General features: G+C 67.6%; 16 protein-coding genes. 12 read left to right on the plus strand and 4 right to left on the minus strand.

The features are described from left to right. Positions 1 to 23: 23 nt before the first annotated feature. The 6 genes from scpA (at position 24) to ASF09_RS11260 (ending at position 9239) form a co-directional block, all read left to right on the plus strand. Complete coding sequence (scpA, locus tag ASF09_RS11235) at positions 24 to 2165, plus strand: methylmalonyl-CoA mutase (protein ID WP_060526254.1); 2142 nt, start codon at positions 24 to 26, stop codon at positions 2163 to 2165. Continuing rightward, entirely contained in the window at positions 2162 to 2734 is a 573-nt protein-coding gene (locus ASF09_RS11240; RefSeq protein ID WP_235529793.1) for a TlpA family protein disulfide reductase, read from the plus strand. Before scpA ends, ASF09_RS11240 begins: the two co-directional genes overlap by 4 nt. A 73-nt stretch (positions 2735 to 2807) precedes the next feature. Further along, positions 2808 to 3860, plus strand: a complete 1053-nt coding sequence (gene bioB, locus ASF09_RS11245; RefSeq protein ID WP_060526255.1) for a biotin synthase BioB — start codon at positions 2808 to 2810, stop codon at positions 3858 to 3860. After that, entirely contained in the window at positions 3857 to 4240 is a 384-nt protein-coding gene (locus ASF09_RS11250; protein ID WP_060526256.1) for a lysozyme inhibitor LprI family protein, read from the plus strand. The genes bioB and ASF09_RS11250 overlap by 4 nt, the downstream gene beginning before the upstream one ends. After that, a complete protein-coding gene (locus ASF09_RS11255; RefSeq protein ID WP_156359319.1) occupies positions 4237 to 6300 on the plus strand; it encodes an acetyl-CoA carboxylase biotin carboxylase subunit in 2064 nt (687 codons plus the stop codon). The genes ASF09_RS11250 and ASF09_RS11255 overlap by 4 nt, the downstream gene beginning before the upstream one ends. A gap of 512 nt (positions 6301 to 6812) precedes the next feature. Next, the gene (locus ASF09_RS11260) at positions 6813 to 9239 is read left to right on the plus strand and encodes a DUF3772 domain-containing protein (protein WP_060526258.1); all 2427 of its coding nucleotides are present in this window, start codon (positions 6813 to 6815) and stop codon (positions 9237 to 9239) included. Here the strand turns inward: ASF09_RS11260 and ASF09_RS11265 are convergent. After that, the gene (locus ASF09_RS11265; RefSeq protein ID WP_147453213.1) at positions 9224 to 10261 is read right to left on the minus strand and encodes a protein CsuE; all 1038 of its coding nucleotides are present in this window, start codon (positions 10259 to 10261) and stop codon (positions 9224 to 9226) included. The two genes, ASF09_RS11260 and ASF09_RS11265, sit on opposite strands and share 16 nt — an antisense overlap. A gap of 76 nt (positions 10262 to 10337) precedes the next feature. Here ASF09_RS11265 and ASF09_RS11270 point away from each other — a divergent pair, with 76 nt between their 5' ends. Beyond that, positions 10338 to 11753: a sugar porter family MFS transporter gene (locus ASF09_RS11270; protein WP_235529794.1), complete on the plus strand. Its 1416-nt coding sequence runs from the start codon at positions 10338 to 10340 to the stop codon at positions 11751 to 11753. A 75-nt stretch (positions 11754 to 11828) separates the two neighbouring features. Continuing rightward, positions 11829 to 14561: a TonB-dependent receptor plug domain-containing protein gene (locus tag ASF09_RS11275; protein ID WP_060526260.1), complete on the plus strand. Its 2733-nt coding sequence runs from the start codon at positions 11829 to 11831 to the stop codon at positions 14559 to 14561. Between the two features lie 153 nt (positions 14562 to 14714). Here the strand turns inward: ASF09_RS11275 and ASF09_RS11280 are convergent, their stop codons facing one another. Together ASF09_RS11280 and ASF09_RS11285 are read right to left on the minus strand one after the other, a co-directional pair. Continuing rightward, positions 14715 to 16253: an ABC transporter permease/substrate-binding protein gene (locus ASF09_RS11280; RefSeq protein WP_060526261.1), complete on the minus strand. Its 1539-nt coding sequence runs from the start codon at positions 16251 to 16253 to the stop codon at positions 14715 to 14717. Continuing rightward, the gene (locus tag ASF09_RS11285) at positions 16250 to 17011 is read right to left on the minus strand and encodes an ATP-binding cassette domain-containing protein (protein WP_082444238.1); all 762 of its coding nucleotides are present in this window, start codon (positions 17009 to 17011) and stop codon (positions 16250 to 16252) included. Before ASF09_RS11285 ends, ASF09_RS11280 begins: the two co-directional genes overlap by 4 nt. Positions 17012 to 17078: 67 nt before the next feature. Here ASF09_RS11285 and ASF09_RS11290 point away from each other — a divergent pair, with 67 nt between their 5' ends. Beyond that, positions 17079 to 17870: an SDR family oxidoreductase gene (locus ASF09_RS11290; protein ID WP_060526340.1), complete on the plus strand. Its 792-nt coding sequence runs from the start codon at positions 17079 to 17081 to the stop codon at positions 17868 to 17870. Positions 17871 to 18015: 145 nt separating this feature from the next. On the opposite strand, the gene ASF09_RS11295 is transcribed toward ASF09_RS11290, so the two are convergent. Next, the gene (locus ASF09_RS11295; protein WP_060526263.1) at positions 18016 to 18312 is read right to left on the minus strand and encodes a 4a-hydroxytetrahydrobiopterin dehydratase; all 297 of its coding nucleotides are present in this window, start codon (positions 18310 to 18312) and stop codon (positions 18016 to 18018) included. A gap of 48 nt (positions 18313 to 18360) precedes the next feature. On the opposite strand from ASF09_RS11295, the gene ASF09_RS11300 reads away from it, so the two are divergent. Genes ASF09_RS11300 through ASF09_RS11310 form a run of 3 tightly spaced genes read left to right on the plus strand, consistent with a single transcriptional unit; the run spans position 18361 to position 20016 of the window. Continuing rightward, complete coding sequence (locus ASF09_RS11300) at positions 18361 to 18786, plus strand: metallopeptidase family protein (RefSeq protein WP_443025002.1); 426 nt, start codon at positions 18361 to 18363, stop codon at positions 18784 to 18786. A gap of 19 nt (positions 18787 to 18805) precedes the next feature. Then, on the plus strand, positions 18806 to 19378 hold the full coding sequence (ccmA, locus tag ASF09_RS11305) for a heme ABC exporter ATP-binding protein CcmA (protein ID WP_060526265.1): 573 nt from the start codon (positions 18806 to 18808) through the stop codon (positions 19376 to 19378). Further along, positions 19375 to 20016 carry a heme exporter protein CcmB gene (locus tag ASF09_RS11310; protein WP_060526266.1) on the plus strand — a complete coding sequence of 214 codons (642 nt, stop codon included), beginning with the start codon at positions 19375 to 19377 and terminating at the stop codon, positions 20014 to 20016. The genes ccmA and ASF09_RS11310 overlap by 4 nt, the downstream gene beginning before the upstream one ends. Positions 20017 to 20112 lie beyond the last annotated feature (96 nt).

A 20112-nucleotide genomic window follows, 5' to 3' on the forward strand; every position in this document is an offset into this window, starting at 1 on the left:
TTCGCCGGGGTGGTGTTCTCCGCATGACTGACAAACCGAACCCCGCGCTCGCCGACTGGCAGGCGCTCGCCGCCAAGGAAGTAAAGGGCGTCGACCTCACCTGGCCGACTCCCGAAGGCATCGACGTCAAGCCGCTCTACACCGCGGAAGACGTGCGCGAAGACCCCGGCCTCCCCGGTTTCGCCCCCTTCACCCGCGGCGTGCGCGCGTCGATGTACGCCGGTCGCCCCTGGACGATCCGCCAGTACGCCGGCTTCTCCACCGCCGAAGCCTCGAACGCGTTCTACCGCCGTAACCTCGCCGCCGGCCAGAAAGGCCTGTCGGTAGCGTTCGATCTCGCCACGCACCGCGGCTACGACAGCGACCACCCCCGCGTCACCGGCGATGTCGGCAAGGCAGGCGTCGCGATCGACTCGGTCGAGGACATGAAGATCCTCTTCGACGGCATCCCGCTCGACAAGATGTCGGTCAGCATGACGATGAACGGCGCGGTGATCCCGATCCTCGCCTTCTTCATCGTCGCCGGCGAGGAGCAGGGCGTCGACCGGAAATTGCTCGACGGGACCATCCAGAACGACATCCTCAAGGAGTTCATGGTCCGCAACACCTACATCTACCCGCCCGAGCCGAGCATGCGGATCATTTCGGACATCTTCGGCTACACGAGCCGCGAGATGCCCAAGTTCAACAGCATCTCGATCAGCGGCTATCACATGCAGGAGGCGGGGGCGACGCAGCTCCACGAGCTCGCCTTCACGATCGCCGACGGCATGGAATATGTGAAGTACGGCGTCGCGAGCGGGCTCGACATCGACAAGTTCGCCGGGCGTCTGAGCTTCTTCTTCGCGATCGGCATGAACTTCTTCATGGAGATCGCCAAGCTCCGCGCCGCCCGCGTCCTCTGGCACCGCGCGATGACGCAATTGGGCGCGCAGGACGAGCGCTCGAAGATGCTGCGCACGCATTGCCAGACGTCGGGCGTCTCGCTCACCGAGCAGGATCCGTACAACAACGTCATGCGCACCACGATCGAGGCGATGGCGGCGATGCTGGGGGGCACGCAGTCGCTCCACACCAACGCGCTCGACGAGGCGATCGCGCTGCCGACCGACTTCTCCGCACGGATCGCGCGCAACACGCAGATCGTGATCCAGGAAGAGACGGGGATGACCAAGGTCGTCGATCCCTTGGGTGGCAGCTATTATATCGAAAGCCTGACGCAATCGCTGGTCGACGGCGCGTGGAGCCTGATCGAGCGGATCCAGTCCGAAGGCGGCATGGCGAAGGCGGTCGCGGCAGGTTGGCCCAAGGCGATGATCGAGGAAGCCGCCGCCGGCCGCCAGGCACGCGTCGATCGCGGCGAGGACGTCATCGTCGGCGTCAACAAGTACAAACTCGCCGAACAGGACGCGATCGAGATCCTCGACGTGGACAACGTCGCGGTGAGGGCAGGCCAGATCGAACGCATCGAGCGGGTAAAGGCCACGCGCGACGAAGCCACGTGCCGCGCCGCGCTCGATGCGTTGCGGGAAGGTGCGAAAGGCTCCGACAACCTCCTCGCGCTTGCGGTCGAGTGCGCCCGCGCCCGCGCCACGCTCGGCGAAATCTCGTCCGCGATGGAGGACGTGTTCGGCCGCTACGGCACGCAGCCCACCCCCGTCTCCGGCGTCTACGGCGGCGCGTACGAGGACGACGCGCGCTGGACCCGCCTCACCGACGGCGTCGAGGCGACCGAGCGCCGCATGGGTCGCAAGCCGCGCATGCTGGTCGCCAAGATGGGCCAGGACGGCCACGACCGCGGCGCCAACCTCGTCTCGTCGATGTTCGGCGACCTGGGCTTCGAGATCGTCCCCGGCCCGCTGTTCCAGACCCCCGCCGAAGCCGCCGCGCTCGCGCTCGAAAAGGATGTCGACATCGTCGGCGCCTCGAGCCTCGCCGCCGGCCACAAGACGCTGATCCCCGAGCTGATCGGCTACCTCCGCGAGGCCGGCCGCGCCGATATCAAGGTGATCGCGGGTGGCGTTATCCCCGCACAGGATTATCAGGCGCTGCGCGATGCCGGGGTCCAGGCGATCTTCGGCCCCGGCACCAACCTGATCCAGGCCGCCGAGGACGTGTTGAAACTCCTCGGTCATAACATGGCCCCGGAAGAGGAACGGGTATGAACATGCGCACCACGGTGTTGGCAATGGCGCTGACCGCTTTCAGTATCGCGCCCGCTATGGCGCAGGAAACCGCGCCGACCACCGGCCGCTCGATCTCTACGATCGCGCAAGTCATGGTAAAGACGCGCGAGGGCAAGCCGATCCCGCTCGGATCGCGCATCAAGCCGGGCAAGCCCACCCTCGTCTCGATCTGGGCGAGCTGGTGCCCGCCGTGCATCGCCGAAGCCCCGTATCTGAACAAGATGCGCAGGGAATTCGGCAGCGGCTACAACTTCCTCTACATCAACCGCAGCGAGGGCAGTCCCGATCGCACCCAACCGCCCGCCGCGATCGCGCAGTTCCTGCAGCGCGCCGGCATGAGCGACATCGATTACGTCGCCGCGGACGTCGACGCGTACCGCCAGATCATCGGCAAGGACATCCGCGACATCCCCGACGGCAAGGTCGGCATCCCGCGCGTCTATCTGTTCGATGCCAAGGGGCGGCAGGTCCACACCGCCTACGGCTTCGGCGACGGCGGCGGGCCCGAGCTCGAAGCGCGCGTCAAGCGTGCGATGGCGGCCAAGTGACAGCCCCCACCAGTTACGCCGCCGCGCGCACGCGCTATGCGACGACGCGAAACGACCAGAGACCAAAGGCCGCATGATGATCGAAACCCTCCTCCGTCCCCCCGTCGCAGACCCCGCCGTTGCGACTGCTGCGCCGGGCGTCCGCACCGACTGGACCCGCCCCGAAATCGCCGCGCTCTTCGACCTCCCGTTCGACGAACTCATGTTCCGCGCGCAGACCGTCCACCGCGCGCACCATGCGATCGGCGAGGTGCAGCTCTGCACGCTGCTGTCGATCAAGACCGGCGGCTGCCCCGAGGATTGCGGCTATTGCTCGCAGTCCGCGTCGTCCGACTCCGGCCTGAAGGCGGAAAAGCTGATGGACGTCGACGCCGTCCTAGCGGACGCCGCGCAGGCGAAAGCCGCCGGCTCGCAGCGTTTCTGCATGGGCGCCGCGTGGCGCAACCCGAAGCCGCGCGACATGCCGAAGGTCGTCGCGATGGTCGAGGGCGTCCGCGCGATGGGGCTCGAGACGTGCATGACGCTCGGCATGCTCGACGCGGATCAGGCCAAGCAGCTCGCCGACGCTGGCCTCGATTACTACAACCACAACATCGACACCTCGCCGGAGAATTACGGCAACGTCATCACCACGCGCACCTTCGGCGACCGGCTGGAGACGCTCGCGAACGTGCGTGACGCGGGGATCTCGGTCTGCTGCGGCGGGATCGTCGGGATGGGCGAGACGCGCAGCGACCGCGTCGGCTTCGTCCACGCACTCGCCACGCTGCCGCGCCACCCCGAAAGCGTCCCCGTCAACGCGCTGGTCCCGGTCAAGGGCACGCCGCTCGGCGACATGCTCGCCGGCACGCCGATGGCGCAGATCGACGACATCGAGTTCGTCCGGACGGTTGCGGTCGCGCGGATCACGATGCCGCTCAGCATGGTGCGCTTGTCGGCCGGGCGCGAGAGCATGTCCGAGGCGACGCAGGCGCTGTGCTTCATGGCGGGCGCGAACTCGATCTTCACCGGCGACAAGCTGCTCACTACCGGCAACGCCGGCGACAGCGCGGATGCGACGCTGCTGGCGAAGCTCGGCATGAAGCCGATGGTCGGCGCCGAACCGATGCGGGCCGCGGCGGAGTGATCGGAGTCGTCGCGATCGTTCTGGCACAGGTTGGGGGAATGCCTCCCAACACCTGTGCCAACCCGCTCGATCAATCGACGATGACGCGGTGCGCGTATGAGGATTACGATAAGGCTGATGCGCAACTGAACGCTCAGTGGCGCAGAACTTTGGCCCGGCGGCGTGATCTCGACAAAGCGAACCCAATGGATGGTGCGCCGACCTATATGGCGGCGCTGACCGCCGCCCAGCGCGCCTGGATTGCGTATCGCGATGCGCAATGCGCCGTCGAAGGCCAGGAAATGAGGGGCGGATCCGGTGAACCGATGATCGCCGGGCAGTGTCTTGCACGCCTCACCCGCGAACGGACTGCATATTTAAAGCGAGTGGAACACGAGTGATGTTCAAGAAAATCCTGGTCGCCAATCGGGGCGAGATCGCATGCCGCGTCATGCGGACCGCCAAGGCGATGGGCATCAAGACCGTCGCGGTCTATTCCGACGCCGACGCGCGCGCGCCGCATGTGCTGATGGCCGACGAGAGCGTGCGACTCGGGCCCGCGCCTGCCGCCGAAAGCTATCTCAAGGCCGAGCTGATCCTGCTCGCCGCCAAGGAAACCGGCGCGGATTGCATCCATCCAGGCTACGGCTTCCTCTCCGAACGCGAGAGTTTCGCGCTGGCCTGCGCCGAGGCCGGGATCGCGTTCGTCGGCCCGCCACCCAACGCGATCGCCGCGATGGGCGACAAGATCGAATCGAAGAAGCTCGCCAAGGCCGCGGGCGTCAACGTCGTGCCGGGCTATCTCGGCGAGATCGACAGCACCGATCACGCGGTCGAGATCGCCGGCGGCATCGGTTATCCGGTGATGATGAAGGCGTCGGCCGGCGGCGGCGGCAAGGGCATGCGGCTGGCGTACAGCGAACAGGACGTCCGCGAGGGCTTCGAGGCGACCAAGCGCGAGGGGCTCGCAAGCTTCGGCGACGACCGCGTGTTCATCGAGAAGTTCATCGAATCGCCGCGCCACATCGAGATCCAGCTGATCGGCGATCAGCACGGCAACATCGTCTACCTGAACGAACGCGAATGCTCGATCCAGCGGCGGCACCAGAAGGTCGTCGAGGAGGCGCCGTCGCCTTTCGTGACGCCTGCCATGCGGAAAGCGATGGGCGAGCAGGCGGTCGCTTTGGCGCAGGCGGTCGGCTATTATTCGGCGGGGACGGTCGAGCTGATCGTGTCTGGCGCGGACACGACGGGGGAGGGGTTCTACTTCCTCGAGATGAACACCCGGCTCCAGGTCGAGCATCCTGTTACCGAAGAGATTACCGGGCTGGATCTGGTCGAACTGATGATCCGAGTCGCTGCGGGGAAGCCGCTCGGGTTCACGCAGGATGACGTGAAGCTCAACGGCTGGTCGATCGAGAACCGGGTGTATGCGGAGGACCCGTACCGCGGGTTCCTGCCGTCGATCGGTCGCTTGGTCCGCTATAATCCGCCCCTCCCGTTCGCCCTGAGCGGAGGTGCTTCGACTTCGCTCAGCACGAACGGGGAAGGGGTGGCGGAGTCCGCGGAACCCCGCGTCCGTGTCGATGACGGCGTCCGCGAGGGCGGCGAGGTCAGCATGTTCTACGACCCGATGATCGCCAAGCTCATCACCTGGGCTCCCACCCGCGACGGCGCGATCGCCGCGCAGATCGCCGCGCTCGACGCGTTCGAACTGGAAGGCCCGGGTAACAACATCGATTTCCTCTCGGCCATCATGCAGCATCCGCGCTTCCAGTCGGGTGCGCTCACCACCGGGTTCATCGCCGAGGAATATCCCGAGGGCTTCCACGGCGCCCCCGCCGACGCCGAACTGCTGAGGACGCTCGCCGCGGTCGCCGCCTTCGCGGCCACGGCAGAAGCCGACCGTGCACGCCGGATCGACGGGCAGCTCGGCAAGCGTCTCCGTCCACCTGCCGACTGGGTGGTGACGATCGACCAAGTCGATCACGCGGTGACGGTGTCGACCGATGGCATCGCGGTCGATGGCGAAGACCTCGACCTGGCGCTCGAATACACGCCGGGCGACCGGATGGTGGTCGCGGACGGCCATGGGCCTGATGCCGACGAGCATCTCACGATCCGTATCGCCAAGGCCCGCGCGGGTTTCAAGCTGACAACCCGCGGCGCAAGCCATGTCGCCCGCGTGCTGCCCGCTCGCGTGGCGCCCTACACCGCGCACCTGATCGAGAAGGTGGCGCCTGATCTGTCGAAGTTCCTGATCTGCCCGATGCCAGGGTTGCTGGTGCGGCTCGACGTCGCGGCAGGTGATAGGGTCGAGGCGGGGCAGCCGCTCGCGGTGGTCGAGGCGATGAAGATGGAGAACATCCTTCGCGCCGAGAAGACCGGCGTGGTGAAGTCGGTCGCGGCGAAGACGGGGGATAGTTTGGCGGTGGATCAGGTGATCCTCGAACTCGACTGAGCGCGCGCGGCCGTCATGCCGGACTCGTTCCGGCATCCACCGTTCCGCACGTCCGATAGAGCTGAGTATGCGGACCGGTGGGCCCCGGCCTCCGCCGGGGTGACGGAAAGGGGGGGAGGGCGTGCGTTCCTCGTAGCGACTTTACGGAAACGGACCCGCGCTTCTGTTTCCCCGCGAAGGCGGGGACCCAGTCTGGGCTCCCGCCTTCGCGGGAGAACAAGGGTGTACGGGTGACGATCGTATGCGCGCGCTTGCGTCCCCCTAACTCCACCCCGGCGAAGGCCGGGGACCAGTTGGGAGCGGCTGGTGATCGAGGTCGCCGCTCGGTTACTGCGACCTTTCCAACTGGACCCCGGCCTTCGCCGGGGTGGTATATCTCTTCGTTGAGTTGGGCGTGTGATGGGCAAGCGCTCATCCTGAGCCACTCCCGAAAACAGCGGCGGCCGTGCTGCGTCCCAACCCGATCTCTGCACCCCTCCCGTTTCCCGCCCCATCGCTGTACAGCACCCCGGATGACCCTCCTCCGTTACCTCGCCGCACTCCTCCTCCTGATAACCGCGCTCCCCGCGATCGCGCAGGACGAGCCCAAGGTCGCGACCGTCGCTGCCAGCCTGACGCAAGCCTCGGCCGAGCTCCAGGCGATCGACGACGCCACGCCCGCGGCGCGTGACGACAAGGCGCGGCAGGCGTTGCGGGATCGCGCGCAGGCGGTCCAGGCGACCGCCGCCGACGCGGTCCGCACGCTCACCCCGGAGATGGCGCTGGTCCAGGCGCGCGTGACCGAACTCGGCGCCGCCACCCCCGGCGTCGTCGAAGCGCCCGAGATCCGCCAGCAACGCAAGCTCCTCGCGCAGAGCCAGTCGGCGATCGACTCGGCGATCAAGCGCGCGCGCCTCATCGGGATCGAAGCCAAGCAGCAGATCGACGACATCGGTGCTGCCGAGGCGGAGGAACTCGGCCAGCAATTGTCCGAAAACACCGGCTCGCCGCTGTCGCCGACCTTGTGGGCCGCGATCGTCGATCACCTGCCGCGTGATTCCGCGCGGCTGATGCGGTTCGTCAATACCGAGGTGCGTCAGTTCTCGTCGCGGTTCGGCATGCACGCCGTGACCGGCCTGCTGGTCGGGATCCTCACCGCTTTGGTGCTGGTCGTGCCGCTGCGGGGCTGGCTGCACCGTGTCGGCCGCCGCTACGCGACCAACCATGCGCCCGGCGGTCGCCTGCGACGCTCGGCCTATGCGTTTTGGCTGGTGGTGATCGGCACCGCTTTACCCGGTCTCGCCGCCTGGGCAATCGTCGCGTCGCTACGCTGGGGCGGACTGGTCTCGCCCGCCTGGAGCCGGTTCGGCGCGATCTTCGTCGGCCTGGCGTGGTTCTGCGCGTTCGTGTCGTCGCTCGGCGGCGCGCTGCTGTTGCGCGGTCAGTCGACGTGGCGGTTGCTGCCGATCGGCGATGCCGCGGCGCAGGCGCTTCGGCCGTATAGCTGGATGGCGGCGGCGCTGATCTTCTTCGGGCAGTTGCTGATCGCGACCAACCTGCTGATCGGCATCAGCGCGCCCGCGTCGAGTGCGGCCAACGCGGCCGTCGCGCTGCTCCATATCATGGTGCTCGGCGCAATCCTGGTGACGCTCGGCCGGTTGCGCGCCGCGGCGTTGCCCGACCCGACCAAGCCCGCGCGCAACACACTGCTCGCGATCGTCGCGACGCTGGTCTGGCTGGTCCTGCTCGTGACGCTGATCGCCGGCCTGATCGGCTACGTGAATTTCGCGTTCAAGGTTGCGACGTGGCTGCTGTGGGGGGCGATCGTCGGTGCGACGCTGTACCTGATGATGACCTTCACCGACGATGCGTGCCGGACGTTGCTGTCGAGCGGCAACCGTCTCGGGCGCTCGGCGAACAGCGGGTTCGGGGTCGACAACAAGACCGTCGACCAGATCGGCGTGCTGCTGTCGGCGGTGCTGCGGCTGTTGCTGATCCTGCTTGCGGTCGGCGCGGTGATGGCGCCGTTCGGGGCGGGCGTCGGCTCGGCGTTCGAGCTGTTCGGGACGGTCGCGAACGGTATCACGGTCGGCCAGGTCACGATCTCGCCGGGCGCGGTGTTGCGCTCGCTGGTCGTGCTGTTCGTCGCGCTGGCGATCATGCGCGGGCTGCAGCACTGGCTGGTGAACAGCTATCTGCCGACCACCGCGATGGACGCGGGCGCGCAGAATTCGGTGACGATGGTCGCGCGCTATGCGGGAATCATCGCCGCGGTGCTGTGGTCGCTCGGCGCGCTCGGGATCGGCATGGAGAAGCTGGCCGTCGTGCTTGGGGCGCTGTCGGTCGGGATCGGCTTCGGTCTTCAGGCGATCACGCAGAACTTCGTCTCGGGGCTGATCCTGCTCGCCGAGCGCCCGGTCAAGATCGGCGATCTCGTCCGGATCGGCAACATGGAGGGCGACGTGAAGCGGATCAACGTGCGCTCTACCGAGATCCAGGTGGCGGATCGCTCGACATTGATCGTGCCGAATTCGGAACTGATCACCAAGACGATCCAGAACATGACGCTGGCCGCGCCGATCGGCCGGATCCAGCTGCAATTCTCGGTACCGCTCGAGGAGGATCTCGATGCGGTGCGGGCGATGCTGTTCGCCGCATTCGCCGAGAAGCACGAGGTGCTCGACGATCCCGAAGCCAAGGTCTTCATCGATTCGATCGATGCGGGGCGCGCCAAGTTCAACTGCTTCGCGTATGTGGCGAGCCCGCGCGATGCCTATCCGATCCGCAGCGAGTTGTTGTTCACGCTGCTCCGCCAGTTCCGCGAGGCGGGGATCGAGGTCGGGACGACCGCGACCAAGATGGAACTGGTCGGGTCGCTGCCGTCGATCGTCGGGACCGATCCTGCGGCGCCGCAACCCGATCAGACGGCGGATCAGGCAGGGGTTCAGAACAGGACGTAGGGCAGCGACACGCTGAAGCTCGATCCCGCCGCCATCGTCCCGCGTGGGCGAACGCGGACGTTGGTGACCGCCTTCGGCGTCGTGGTCGGATCGTAGGTCCAGCTGGTGCCGCCGTTCTCCGAGAAATCGACATCGTCGGTGGTGCTCGCAGGCGTGCTATAGGTGACGGCGAGCGACGAGGCGGGCGATCCCTCGGCAGTCTTGACGAAGGTGGGCGACGCGGTGCCGTCGCCGTCGAGCGCCACGGCGCCGCGGTTCGGCGTCGGCAGGACGATGTTGAGCGAATTGGCATCGATCGCGATGATATCGGGGTTGGTGAGCGTGATCGTCGTACGCTGTTTGCTGCCTGGGATCGCGCGCGGGTTGCCGGTCGTGGATTGGGGATCCCATGTCGTGTGCGTGACGATCGACACGGTGAACGGCTTGGCCGTGACGATCATCGTCACCGCCACGTTGGCGACGGGAATCGTCGTGGGACTGGCGTCGAGAGTGCCGACACAGAGTCCCAGCGCGCCGAGCAGATCGCAGAAGCGCCATTCCCAGGCGATCTTGAAATTGCCCTTGTAGGTGCCCGGCGCGACCGCGGCGGCGGACGATGGACGGACATAGACCTTCACGTTGCGCGCCGATCCGCCGAGCAGCCCGAGCAGGTTGACGAGCGTACCGTTCATGTAGACGAACGGGGTTCCCGCGGTGAACGGGTTCGCGCCCGCGCCATCCGCGGCAATGACGTATTTCGCGGTGACCGTATTCAGGGGGTTGGTCGAGGTCAGCTTGAAGCCGTCCGCGCTCGTGACGGTCGCGCGCAGGAAGTTACCGGACAGCAGCGAGATCGTCGTGGCGGGGCAGTCGAACCCTCCCAGTACCGGTACATAGGGTGGCGCGCCGCCGAGCAGCGCATTGGGCGAAAAGGTGCCGAGCGCGGTCGAGGCGGGATCGGCGACCGTGCAGGCTGCCCATGCCGACGACGGCATCGCGAACGCCGCCGTGGCGATCAGCAATCTGGTGAACCCGGTCCTCAATGTCGCGCCCTTTCCGCTAGTTACGCGACGGGGCTAGGCCGGCATTCGTTAATGCGTTTTGAAGAACCTGAATCGGGTGTTTTCGCGTGTCGAAACGGCGTGCATCGGCCTTGCCGCGATCGGCGAAGTGTTCGACACGGGGATCATGACGCCAACGACCCGACCGCCGCGCACGAGCGCCTCCGCCTCTTCCTCGCCGCATACCGTCCTGATCGCCAGCGTCGCCACCGCCGCGCTCGCCGGGCTGTTGTTCGGGTTCGACACCGCGGTCATCGCCGGTGTCACCGGAGCATTGAAGGCCAAGTTCGCGCTCAGCGAAGCGTGGCTGGGTTTCACTGTGTCGTCGGCGCTGTGGGGGACGTTGATCGGCGCGATGTTCGTCGGCACGCTCGGCGATCGCTACGGCAGTCGCAACGTGCTGCGGATGCTGGCCTTCCTCTACGTCGTCACCGCGCTCGGCTGTGCGCTGGCGTGGGACTGGTACAGCTTCATCGGCTTCCGCTTCGTCATCGGCATCGCGATCGGCGGCTCGTCGGTGCTCGCGCCCGCCTATATCGCCGAACTCGCACCGCCTGCGCAGCGCGGGAAGATGGTCGGCGGGTTCCAGTTCGCGGTGATCCTCGGCATCCTGCTCGCCTATGTCTCGAACGCGGTGATCGGTGCGCTCGATCTCGGCGATAGCGAATGGCGGTGGAAGCTCGGCATCGTCGCGCTGCCGTCGCTGGTGTTCTTGGCGTTGCTGTTCCGGATCCCCAATTCGCCGCGCTGGCTGCTGACCAAGGGGCGCGATGCGGAGGCGATGGACGTGCTCGCGACGATCGGGATGAGCCCGGATGTCGCCAAGGCTGAACTCGATGCACCCAAGGGCGACGGGCGCCTGTCGTGGACGCGTCACCGCAAGCCGATCACGCTCGCCTTCCTGGTCGCGATGTTCAACCAGTTCAGCGGCATCAACGCGTTCCTCTATTACCTCAACGACATCTTCAAGGCATCGGGCGGCAGCCTCTCGCCCGACCTCCAGGCGGTGATGATCGGGGTCGCCAACATGGTGTTCACGCTGCTCGGGATGCTGCTGATCGACCGGATCGGCCGGCGAACCCTGCTGCTCTGGGGCTCGGCCGGCATGACCGCGGCGTTGACGGTCGGCGGGCTGGCGCTGCTCGGCGTGCTGCCGAGCTTGCTGCTGTTGCCCTCGCTGATCGTGTTCATCATGTTCTTCGCGCCCGGCTCCGGTGCGGTGATCTGGGTCTATATCTCCGAGGTGTTCCCGCAGAACGTCCGTGCGCGCGGGTCGAGCATCGGGTCGTCGAGCCATTGGGGATGGAACGCGGTGATCGCGCAGGCCTTCCCGATCGCCGCGGCATGGTCGGCGGGCGTGCCGTTCCTGGTGTTCGCGGCGATGATGGCGGTGCAGTTCGTCACGGTGCTGCTGTATTTTCCCGAAACCAAGGGCGTCGCGCTCGAAGACATGGACGCGCACATGGCGCGCTGACCCGGCACAATCCTGCGACAATTGGCGGCTAGGCACGGCACGCGGCCAGTTGGTGGTCGAAGGGGTGTGACGGGTATGCGTATTCTGGGTCTGATGCTGGCGACGAGCATGCCCACGCTGGCGATGGCGCAACAGGCGCCTGCGCCTGACGCGCCCGCATCGACGTCAACGGCTGCGGCGCCGACCGCCGCACAGTCTGCTCCGTCACAATCTGTTGCGCCCCAATCTGTTGCGCCAGCGCCAGCGCCAGCGCCTGCCGCTACCGAGGCGCAGGCCGCGGAGCAGGACGAGGCGGCTGATTTGGAAGAGATCGTCGTCACCGGGTCGCGCAAGCCACGCGGGTCGGTGATCGGCGATATCCCGCCCGACCAGACGATCGGCCAGTCGGAAATCCGCTCCTACGGCGTCAGCTCGATTTCCGACCTGTTGAGCGAACTCAGCCCGCAGACGACCAGCGGGCGCGGCAGCGGCGGCGCACCGGTGGTCCTGCTCAACGGCCGCCGCATCTCAAGCTTCTCCGAGATCCGCGACATCCCGACCGAGGCGATCCAGCGAGTCGAGATCCTGCCCGAGGAGGTCGCGCTGAAATACGGCTATCGCGCCGATCAGAAGGTCGTGAACTTCGTCCTGCGCCGTCGCTTCCGCGCGGTCACCGTCGAGGGCGTCGACACGATGCCGACCGAGGGGGGCAGCAATGCGCCCGACGGCAAGCTCGACCTGCTCAGCATCGCGCGCGATCGCCGCGTCAATCTGCACGCCGAATACACCTCGTCCTCGGCCCTGACCGAAGCCGAGCGCGACATTGTCCCGACCTCGACCGGCACCGGCAGCACCGCGGTAGGTGCCAATGGCGCGGTCGTCGACCCGACCCCCTACCGCACGCTGCAGGCCGCAACGGATACCTTCACCGCGAACAGCGTCTATGCGCGCAACATCTTCGGCAATGTCGGTGCGACGATCAACGCCCGGCTCGAATCGACCGACAGCCGCGGGCTCAACGGGCTGCCCATCGCCAGGCTCACGCTCGCCGACGGCACGACCGTCAACCGTGCGCTCGACGACGAAGGCTTCCTGCCGCTCGCGCAACGCGTCTCGTCGATCTCGGCGCATCTCGGCACCACGCTCAACGGCGATCTCGGCACGTGGCGCTGGAACGTCACGGGCAATTACGATCGCAGCGACACGCAGACCTTCACCGATACGGGCGTCGATTCGAGCGCATTCCAGGCGCGACTGAACGCGGGCGATCCGACTGCCAACCCGTTCGCACGGCTGTCGGCGAGCGATATCGGCGCCGCGCCCGGCAATCGTGCCTATGCGACGCAGAACACCGGCGAGATCGACGCGGTGCTCAACGGCACGGTGTTCAACCTGCCCGCGGGGGCCGTCTCGACGACGATCAAGCTCGGCGGCCAGACCGCGGACTTCGACAGCCGCTCCTACCGCGCCGGCCTCGCGCAGCGCGGCCAGGTATCGCGCGATACCGTCGACGGCCAGGTCAACATCGACGTGCCGATCTCGAGCCGCGGCAAGGATGTGCTGCCGTTCCTCGGGACGTTGTCGGCGAACTTCAATCTGGCGGAGGACCATCTGTCGGACCTCGGTACGCTGACGACGCTCGGCTATGGTGCGAACTGGTCGCCGATCGACGGCGTGCGGCTGATCGCGTCGGTCACCGATACCGACGAGGCACCGACCGCGCAGCAGCTCGGCAATCCGTCGATCACGACGCCCAACGTCCGCATCTTCGATTACGTCCGCGGCACCACTGCGACGGTCACGACGATCAGCGGCGGCAATCCGGCGCTCGTCTCGGACAACAACCACGTCCGCAAGCTCGGCCTGACGCTGAAGCCGTGGAGCAAGAAGGATCTGAGCTTCACCGCGAACTACGTCTCGAGCCGCGTCGACAATCCGATCGCCGCGTTCCCGAGCGCGACCGCATCGATCGAGGCGGCGTTCCCCGATCGCTTTACCCGCGATGCGAGCGGCAATCTGCTCCAGGTCGATAGTCGCCCGATCAATTTCGCCCGCAGCGAACGCTCCGAATTGCGCTGGGGGATCAATTTCTCCGCGCCGCTCAAATCGAAGATCCAGAAGGAGCTCGAGGCGTACCGCGCCGGCACCGGTCCCAATCCGTTCGAGGGTCTGCAACCCCCCGGCGGCTTTCGTCGACCCGATGGCGCGGGCGGCGATGGCACGCGCGGCGCCGGACCCCGCGAAGGTGGCCGTGGCGGCGGCCCCGGTGGTGGCGGTCCTGGCGGTGGCGGTCCTGGTGGTGGTGGCGGCCGTTTCGGCGGCGGCGGGCGCGGGCAGGCGGGCGGGCGACTGCAATTCGCGTTCTACCACACCTGGCATTTCACCGACCGGGTGCTGGTCGCCGACGGCGGCCCGAGCCTGAACCTGCTCAACGGCGACGCGATCGGCAGCAGCGGCGGCCAGTCGCGCCACGAACTCGAGGCGCAGGCCGGCTATAGCAACAACGGCGTCGGCGTCCGGCTGTCGGCGCAATATGCGAGCGGCACGCGCGTGAACGGCGGCACGCTGGCCGCACCCGAGACGCTCAACTTCGGCGGGCTCGCGACCGCCAACGCACGGCTGTTCGCGGATCTCGGGCAGCGTCTCGAATGGGTGAAGGCGCACCCGTGGCTGCGCGGCATGCGCGTAAGCCTGGCGGTCACCAATATCCTCAACACCCGCCAGCGCGTCACCGACGCGACCGGCGCGACGCCGAACAGCTATCAGCCGGATTACCTCGATCCGCTAGGCCGCACGGTCAGGCTCAGCATCCGCAAGCTGTTCTTCTAAGCCTCCCTCGCCCCTACGGGGAGAGGGAGGGGCTCGCGCGCGCTTGCGCGTGGGAGGGTGAGGGACGTGAGGCTCACGACGCGCGTCCCAACGACCCCTCACCCTCCCGTCGCAAACGCTCCTCCTTCCCTCTCCCCGGAGGGGCGAGGGAAATCAGAGCCCGACCTTCGCCGCCAGCCACCGTGCCGCGGCCTCGGGCGTCTGCTTGTCCGCATCGCGGTCGACCTGATAATTCGCCGTCCGCATCGCTTCGACCGGAATCCGCCCGACCAGCGGCGTCAGCGCGGCGAGGAACTTCGCATCCCCCGCCCGCTTCGGTGCCACCATCAGGATCGCGTCGTAGCCGGGGATCGCGTGCCGCGGATCGCTCAGCACGGTCAGCCGATCCGCCGCGATCCGCCCATCGGACGAGAACGCCGAGATCACGTCGACATTCCCGCTTTCCAGCGCGCGGTACATGAAGGTTGGGCTGTACGGCGTCGTCTTGGCGAACCGCAGCGGATAGGCGCGCTTCACCGCCGCCCATTCGGGCCGTTCGAGAAACTCCAGGTCGCTGCCGAGCGTCATCGTCGGCGCCGCCCTGACCAGATCGTCGAGGCTGGCGACGCCCTTCGCCTTTGCCGCATCCGACTTCATCGCGAACGCATAGGCATTCTCGAACCCGAGCGACCCTACCAGTCCGACGCCGTGCTCGCGCTTGGCCCAAGCCCCGATCGCCGCGACCATCGGCCGACGCTCGGGCACGTCGTGCCGCTTCATCTCGTTCGCCCAGATCGTCCCGGCGTAATCGACATACACATCGATATCCCCGGTCGAGAGCGCCCCGAACACCACCGCCGAGCCCAGCCCGTCGCGATACTCGACGGTGTATCCCGCATGCTCCAACCGATCGCCGATCAGCCGCGCAAGGATATATTGCTCGGAGAAGTTCTTCGCACCGACCACCACGGTCCGGTCGCCGCCGCTCTTCGGCCATAGCGGCGCGGTCGCCACGGCGGTCCCCGCGACCAGCACCGCGGTGCACACGATCCACAACCAGCGCCGGCGCACGCGAATGCCGTATTCGATCCCGCCGATCAGCGCATCGACCGCCAGCGCCAGCGCCGCCGCCGACACGCAGCCAGCCAGCACCAGCGCCCAGTTCTGCGTCTGCAACCCCGCGAAGATCATGTCGCCCAGGCTCGGCTGGCCGACCGTCGTCGACAGCGTCGCGGCACCGATCGTCCACACCGCCGCAGTGCGAATGCCCGCGATCAGGACAGGCGCGACCAGCGGCGCCTCGACCAGCCGCAGTTTCTGCGCGGGCGTCATCCCGACCGCATCTGCCGCCTGGATCACCGCCGGATCGAGCCCGTGCAGCCCCGCCACCGCGTTGCGCAGGATCGGCAGCAGCGCATACAGCGTCAACGCGATCAGCGACGGCAGGAAGCCGAGCGCGGGAATGCCGCCGCCGACGAGCGCGGACAGGCTCAGCAACAGCGGGTAGAACAGCGCGAGCAAGGCGAGGCTCGGGATGGTCTGGACGAGGCTCGCAAACCCGAGCGACACGCGCGCGACAGTGGCGTTACGCGCCGACCAGATCCCGAGCGGCAGACTGATCGCGATCCCCAGCAGCAGCGCCGACGCCGACAGCAGGACATGCGCGGCGAGCAGCGGCGGCACGCGGCCGAGCGCATCGAGAAACGCGCTCACGAAACCAGCGCCTGCAAGCGTTCGGCCTGCGCGCGGGGCACCTGAACCAGCGCCTGCGCATCGTCGCCACCCTTGCCCGACACCAGCTCGCGTGGGGTCGCGTCGGCGACGATCCGCCCGGCCTTCATCACCAACACGCGGTCCGCGAGCAACAGCGCCTCCGCCATGTCGTGAGTCACCAGGATCGTCGTCAGCCCGAGCCGGTCGTGCAACTCGCGGATCCGTGTCCCCAGCGCATCGCGCGTGACCGGATCGAGCGCACCGAACGCCTCGTCGAGCAACAGCAGCTTGGCCCCCGGCGCGAGCGCGCGCGCGATCCCGACGCGCTGGCGCTGCCCGCCCGACAACGCGTCCGGCATCCGTCCCGCAATATCGCGCGGCAGGTCGACCAGATCGAGCAGCTCGCCGACCTTGGCCTCGTCGCGTCGTCCCGCGATCCGCAGTCCGATCGCGATATTTTCGGCGATCGTCATGTGCGGGAACAGGCCGATATTCTGGAACACATAGCCGATCCGCCGGCGGAGCTCCGGCGCAGGCTTGCCCGCGACGTCGGCACCGTCGATCGTGACGCGGCCTTCGCTCGGCTCGACCAGCCGGTTGATCGTCTTGAGCAACGTCGATTTGCCCGATCCCGACGTCCCGACCAGCGCGACGAAGGCGCGGGGAGCGATCTCGAGCGAGACATGATCGACGGCGACCGTCGACCCGTACCGCTTGGTGACGTGTTCGAAAGCGAGCGCTGGCAAATTGTCTGGCATCTGCCCGCAGGATGCGGGAAACATACCGTAAAATCAAATGAGCAAAAACAATAAGGGGAGCGATGTCATGACGCAGCAGAGCATTTTCATCACCGGCGGCGGATCGGGGATCGGCCGTGCGACCGCGATGCTGTTCGCGCGGAAGGGCTGGCGGGTCGGGCTCGCCGACGTCAACGTCGCGGGGCTTGCCGAGACCGCGGCATCGCTGCCCGACGGCATGGTGAGCACCTACCGCATGGACGTGCGCGACCGCGATGCATGGACCGCCTCGCTCGACGCGTTCGTCGCGATCAGCGGCGGCCGGCTCGACGTGCTGTTCAACAATGCCGGGGTGGGCTCGGGCGGACCGCTGGCGGAGACCGATTTCGCCGAGATCGACCGGGTGATCGCGATCAACCTGGTCGGCGCGTTGAACGGCGCGCGGATCGGCTATGCGTATCTCAAGCGGACGCCGGGCTCGTGTCTGCTCAACACCGCGTCGGCGTCGGCGATCTACGGCTCGTCGGGGCTCGCGCCGTATTCCGCGACCAAGTTCGGCATCCGCGCGATCACCGAGGCGCTCGACGGCGAATGGGCGGCGGACGGCATCAAGGTGCGGTCGATCGTGCCGAGCTTCATCGACACGCCGTTGCTCGATTCGGCCGCGGGGAACAGCAATCACTCGATCCGCGAGACGGTGACGGGCGCCGGGCTCGAACTGACCGGGGTCGAAAAGGTCGCCGACGCCGCGTGGGAGGCGGTCCACGGCGACAAGGTCCACACCTATGTCGGCAAGACCGCGCACCGCATGGCCTTCGCAGCACGGTGGATGCCGGGCGCACTCCGCAAGCGGATGCGCCGCAGCATGACACGAGGCTGACGGTCCCCCCTCCCTGGAAGCGAGGGGCAGGGGGTGGGTCGGCCCGTTATCGAGACGTCACGCCCACCAACCGGCCGACCCACCCCCAACCCCTCCCTTCCAGGGAGGGAAGCAGAAGATACCCGCTAAGGGGCGAGGCAGAAGATCAGGCGTCGCCGAGGATCGCGTCGATCGCTTCGGCCATCTCGATATCCCGCGGGCTCAAGCCCCCCGCGTCATGCGTGGTCAGCAGGATTTCCACCCGGTTCCACACGTTCTTCCATTCCGGATGATGGTTCGCGCGCTCGGCGATCAGCGCGACCTGCGTCATGAACCCGAATGCCTCGACGAAATCGGCGAACACGATCGTCCGCGTGATCGCGTCGCGCGCATCGTCGTAATCCCACTCGTCCAGCCCATCGAGCGCTTCCGCGCGTTCGGTTTCGTTCAGCGCTTCGACCATCCGCGTATCCCTTGCCGCTATCGTTGCCCACCGCGTATGGCTGCTCGCATGAGCGGGCAAGCGACATTCTCCGGCCAGGCACCAGATGCCGACGGGATCGAGGCGATCGGCCGCGCGACGATCGCCAGGCTGCCCGAGCAGTTCGCCGTGCATCTCGGCGATATCGTCTTCGTGGTCGAGGAGTTCGCCGACGACGAGACGCTGGCCGCGCTGGGGCTCGAGCATCCGCTCGAGCTGTCCGGGCTCTATCACGGCCGCCCGCTCGGCGAGAAATCGTCGATGGACTCAGGCACCATGCCCGACCGCATCGTCCTGTACCGCCGCGCGATCCTCGAGGAATGGATCGAGACCGGCGTCCGCCTCGACGACCTCGTGGCGCATGTGACGATCCACGAGATCGGCCATCATTTCGGTCTCAGCGACGATGACATGCACGCGCTGGAAGAGTCCGTGCCCGACGACAGTGGTTCATAAGCGCGACCGGGCGGGCGGCATGACGCTCGTCTTCGACGCGGTGGCGTGCGTGCGCGGCGGGCGGCCGCTGTTCGCCGACGTGTCGTTCGCGCTCGCGCCGGGCGATGCGGCGGTCGTCACCGGGCCCAACGGGATCGGCAAGTCGAGCCTGATCCGCATCGCCGCGGGCCTGCTCGCGCCGTCCGAAGGGACGGTGTCATGCGACGCCGGGATCGCGTTGCTGACCGAGGCAAGCGCGCTCGATGTCGACCAGACGCTCGGCGCGGCGCTGCGGTTCTGGGCGACGCTCGACCGGACGCCCGATCCCACCGGCCGCGTCGCGCGTGCGATCGCCGCGCTCGACCTGACCGCGCTGTCGGACATTCCGGTACGCCTCCTGTCGACAGGCCAGCGCCGTCGTGCCGCGCTGGCACGCGTCACGGCCAGCGGCGCGCCGATCTGGTTGCTCGATGAACCCGCCAACGGGCTCGATGCCGACTCGATCGCACGGCTGCGGGCGTTGCTCGCCGAGCACCGCGCGCAAGGCGGCATCGCGCTGATCGCCACGCACGTCGCGCTCGACCTGCCGCATGCCACCGAGGTGGCATTGTGATCGCGCTGATCCGCCGCGATCTGCGCCGCAGCGTGGCGAGCGGTGGCGCTGTCCTGGTGGTCGCGTTCTTCCTGCTGGTGGCGATTCTGTTCCCGCTCGCGATCGGCCCGGACGGTGCGCTGCTGGCGCGGATCGGTGGCGGCGTGATCTGGACTGCGGCGCTGCTGGCGGCGTTGCTGCCGGTCGAGCGGCTGATCGCGCCGGATCTCGACGCGGGCGTGTTCGATCAGCTCGCGGTACGCGGGCTGTCGATGGCCGCGGTCGCGACCGCCAAGACGATCGCGCACTGGCTGAGCTTCGGTCCACCGCTGATGCTCGCGGCGGTGATCGCCACGGGTCTGTTCGACCTGTCGCTCGATACGCTGATCCGCGTCGAGATCGGGTTGCTGATCGGGACGCCCGGCTTGGCAGCGCTCGCCGTCGCGACGAGCGCGCTGGTCGCAGGGGTACGCGGCAGCGGCGCGGTGGTCGGGCTGGCGATGCTGCCGCTCGCCGTCCCGCTGTTGATCTTCGGGGCGGGCGCGCTCGATCCCGCAGGCGGGGCCGGCGCGATGAAACTGCTCGCCGCGGTCAGCCTCGTGCTGGTCGCAGGCGCGCCGTTCATCGCCGCCGCCGCCATTCGTGCCGCGCTGGACTAGGGCTCAGACTCATTCACATCCAAAAGGCGACCGCTGTTGCGAGCGCGACAGCTGACAGGAAGTTAGCCGCAAGCTTGTCGTAACGGGTAGCGATGC

The sequence above is a fragment of the Sphingomonas sp. Leaf242 genome, assembly GCF_001422045.1.
Classification (GTDB): Bacteria; Pseudomonadota; Alphaproteobacteria; order Sphingomonadales; family Sphingomonadaceae; genus Sphingomonas.

Coding starts and splice junctions, on each gene's coding strand:
- scpA (WP_060526254.1), top strand. CDS start 24: ATGACTGACAAACCGAACCCCGCGCTCGCCGACTGGCAGGCGCTCGCC.
- ASF09_RS11240 (WP_235529793.1), top strand. CDS start 2,162: ATGAACATGCGCACCACGGTGTTGGCAATGGCGCTGACCGCTTTCAGT.
- bioB (WP_060526255.1), top strand. CDS start 2,808: ATGATGATCGAAACCCTCCTCCGTCCCCCCGTCGCAGACCCCGCCGTT.
- ASF09_RS11260 (WP_060526258.1), top strand. CDS start 6,813: ATGACCCTCCTCCGTTACCTCGCCGCACTCCTCCTCCTGATAACCGCG.
- ASF09_RS11275 (WP_060526260.1), top strand. CDS start 11,829: ATGCGTATTCTGGGTCTGATGCTGGCGACGAGCATGCCCACGCTGGCG.
- ASF09_RS11285 (WP_082444238.1), bottom strand. CDS start 17,011: ATGCCAGACAATTTGCCAGCGCTCGCTTTCGAACACGTCACCAAGCGG.
- ASF09_RS11290 (WP_060526340.1), top strand. CDS start 17,079: ATGACGCAGCAGAGCATTTTCATCACCGGCGGCGGATCGGGGATCGGC.
- ASF09_RS11295 (WP_060526263.1), bottom strand. CDS start 18,312: ATGGTCGAAGCGCTGAACGAAACCGAACGCGCGGAAGCGCTCGATGGG.
- ASF09_RS11300 (WP_443025002.1), top strand. CDS start 18,361: ATGAGCGGGCAAGCGACATTCTCCGGCCAGGCACCAGATGCCGACGGG.
- ccmA (WP_060526265.1), top strand. CDS start 18,806: ATGACGCTCGTCTTCGACGCGGTGGCGTGCGTGCGCGGCGGGCGGCCG.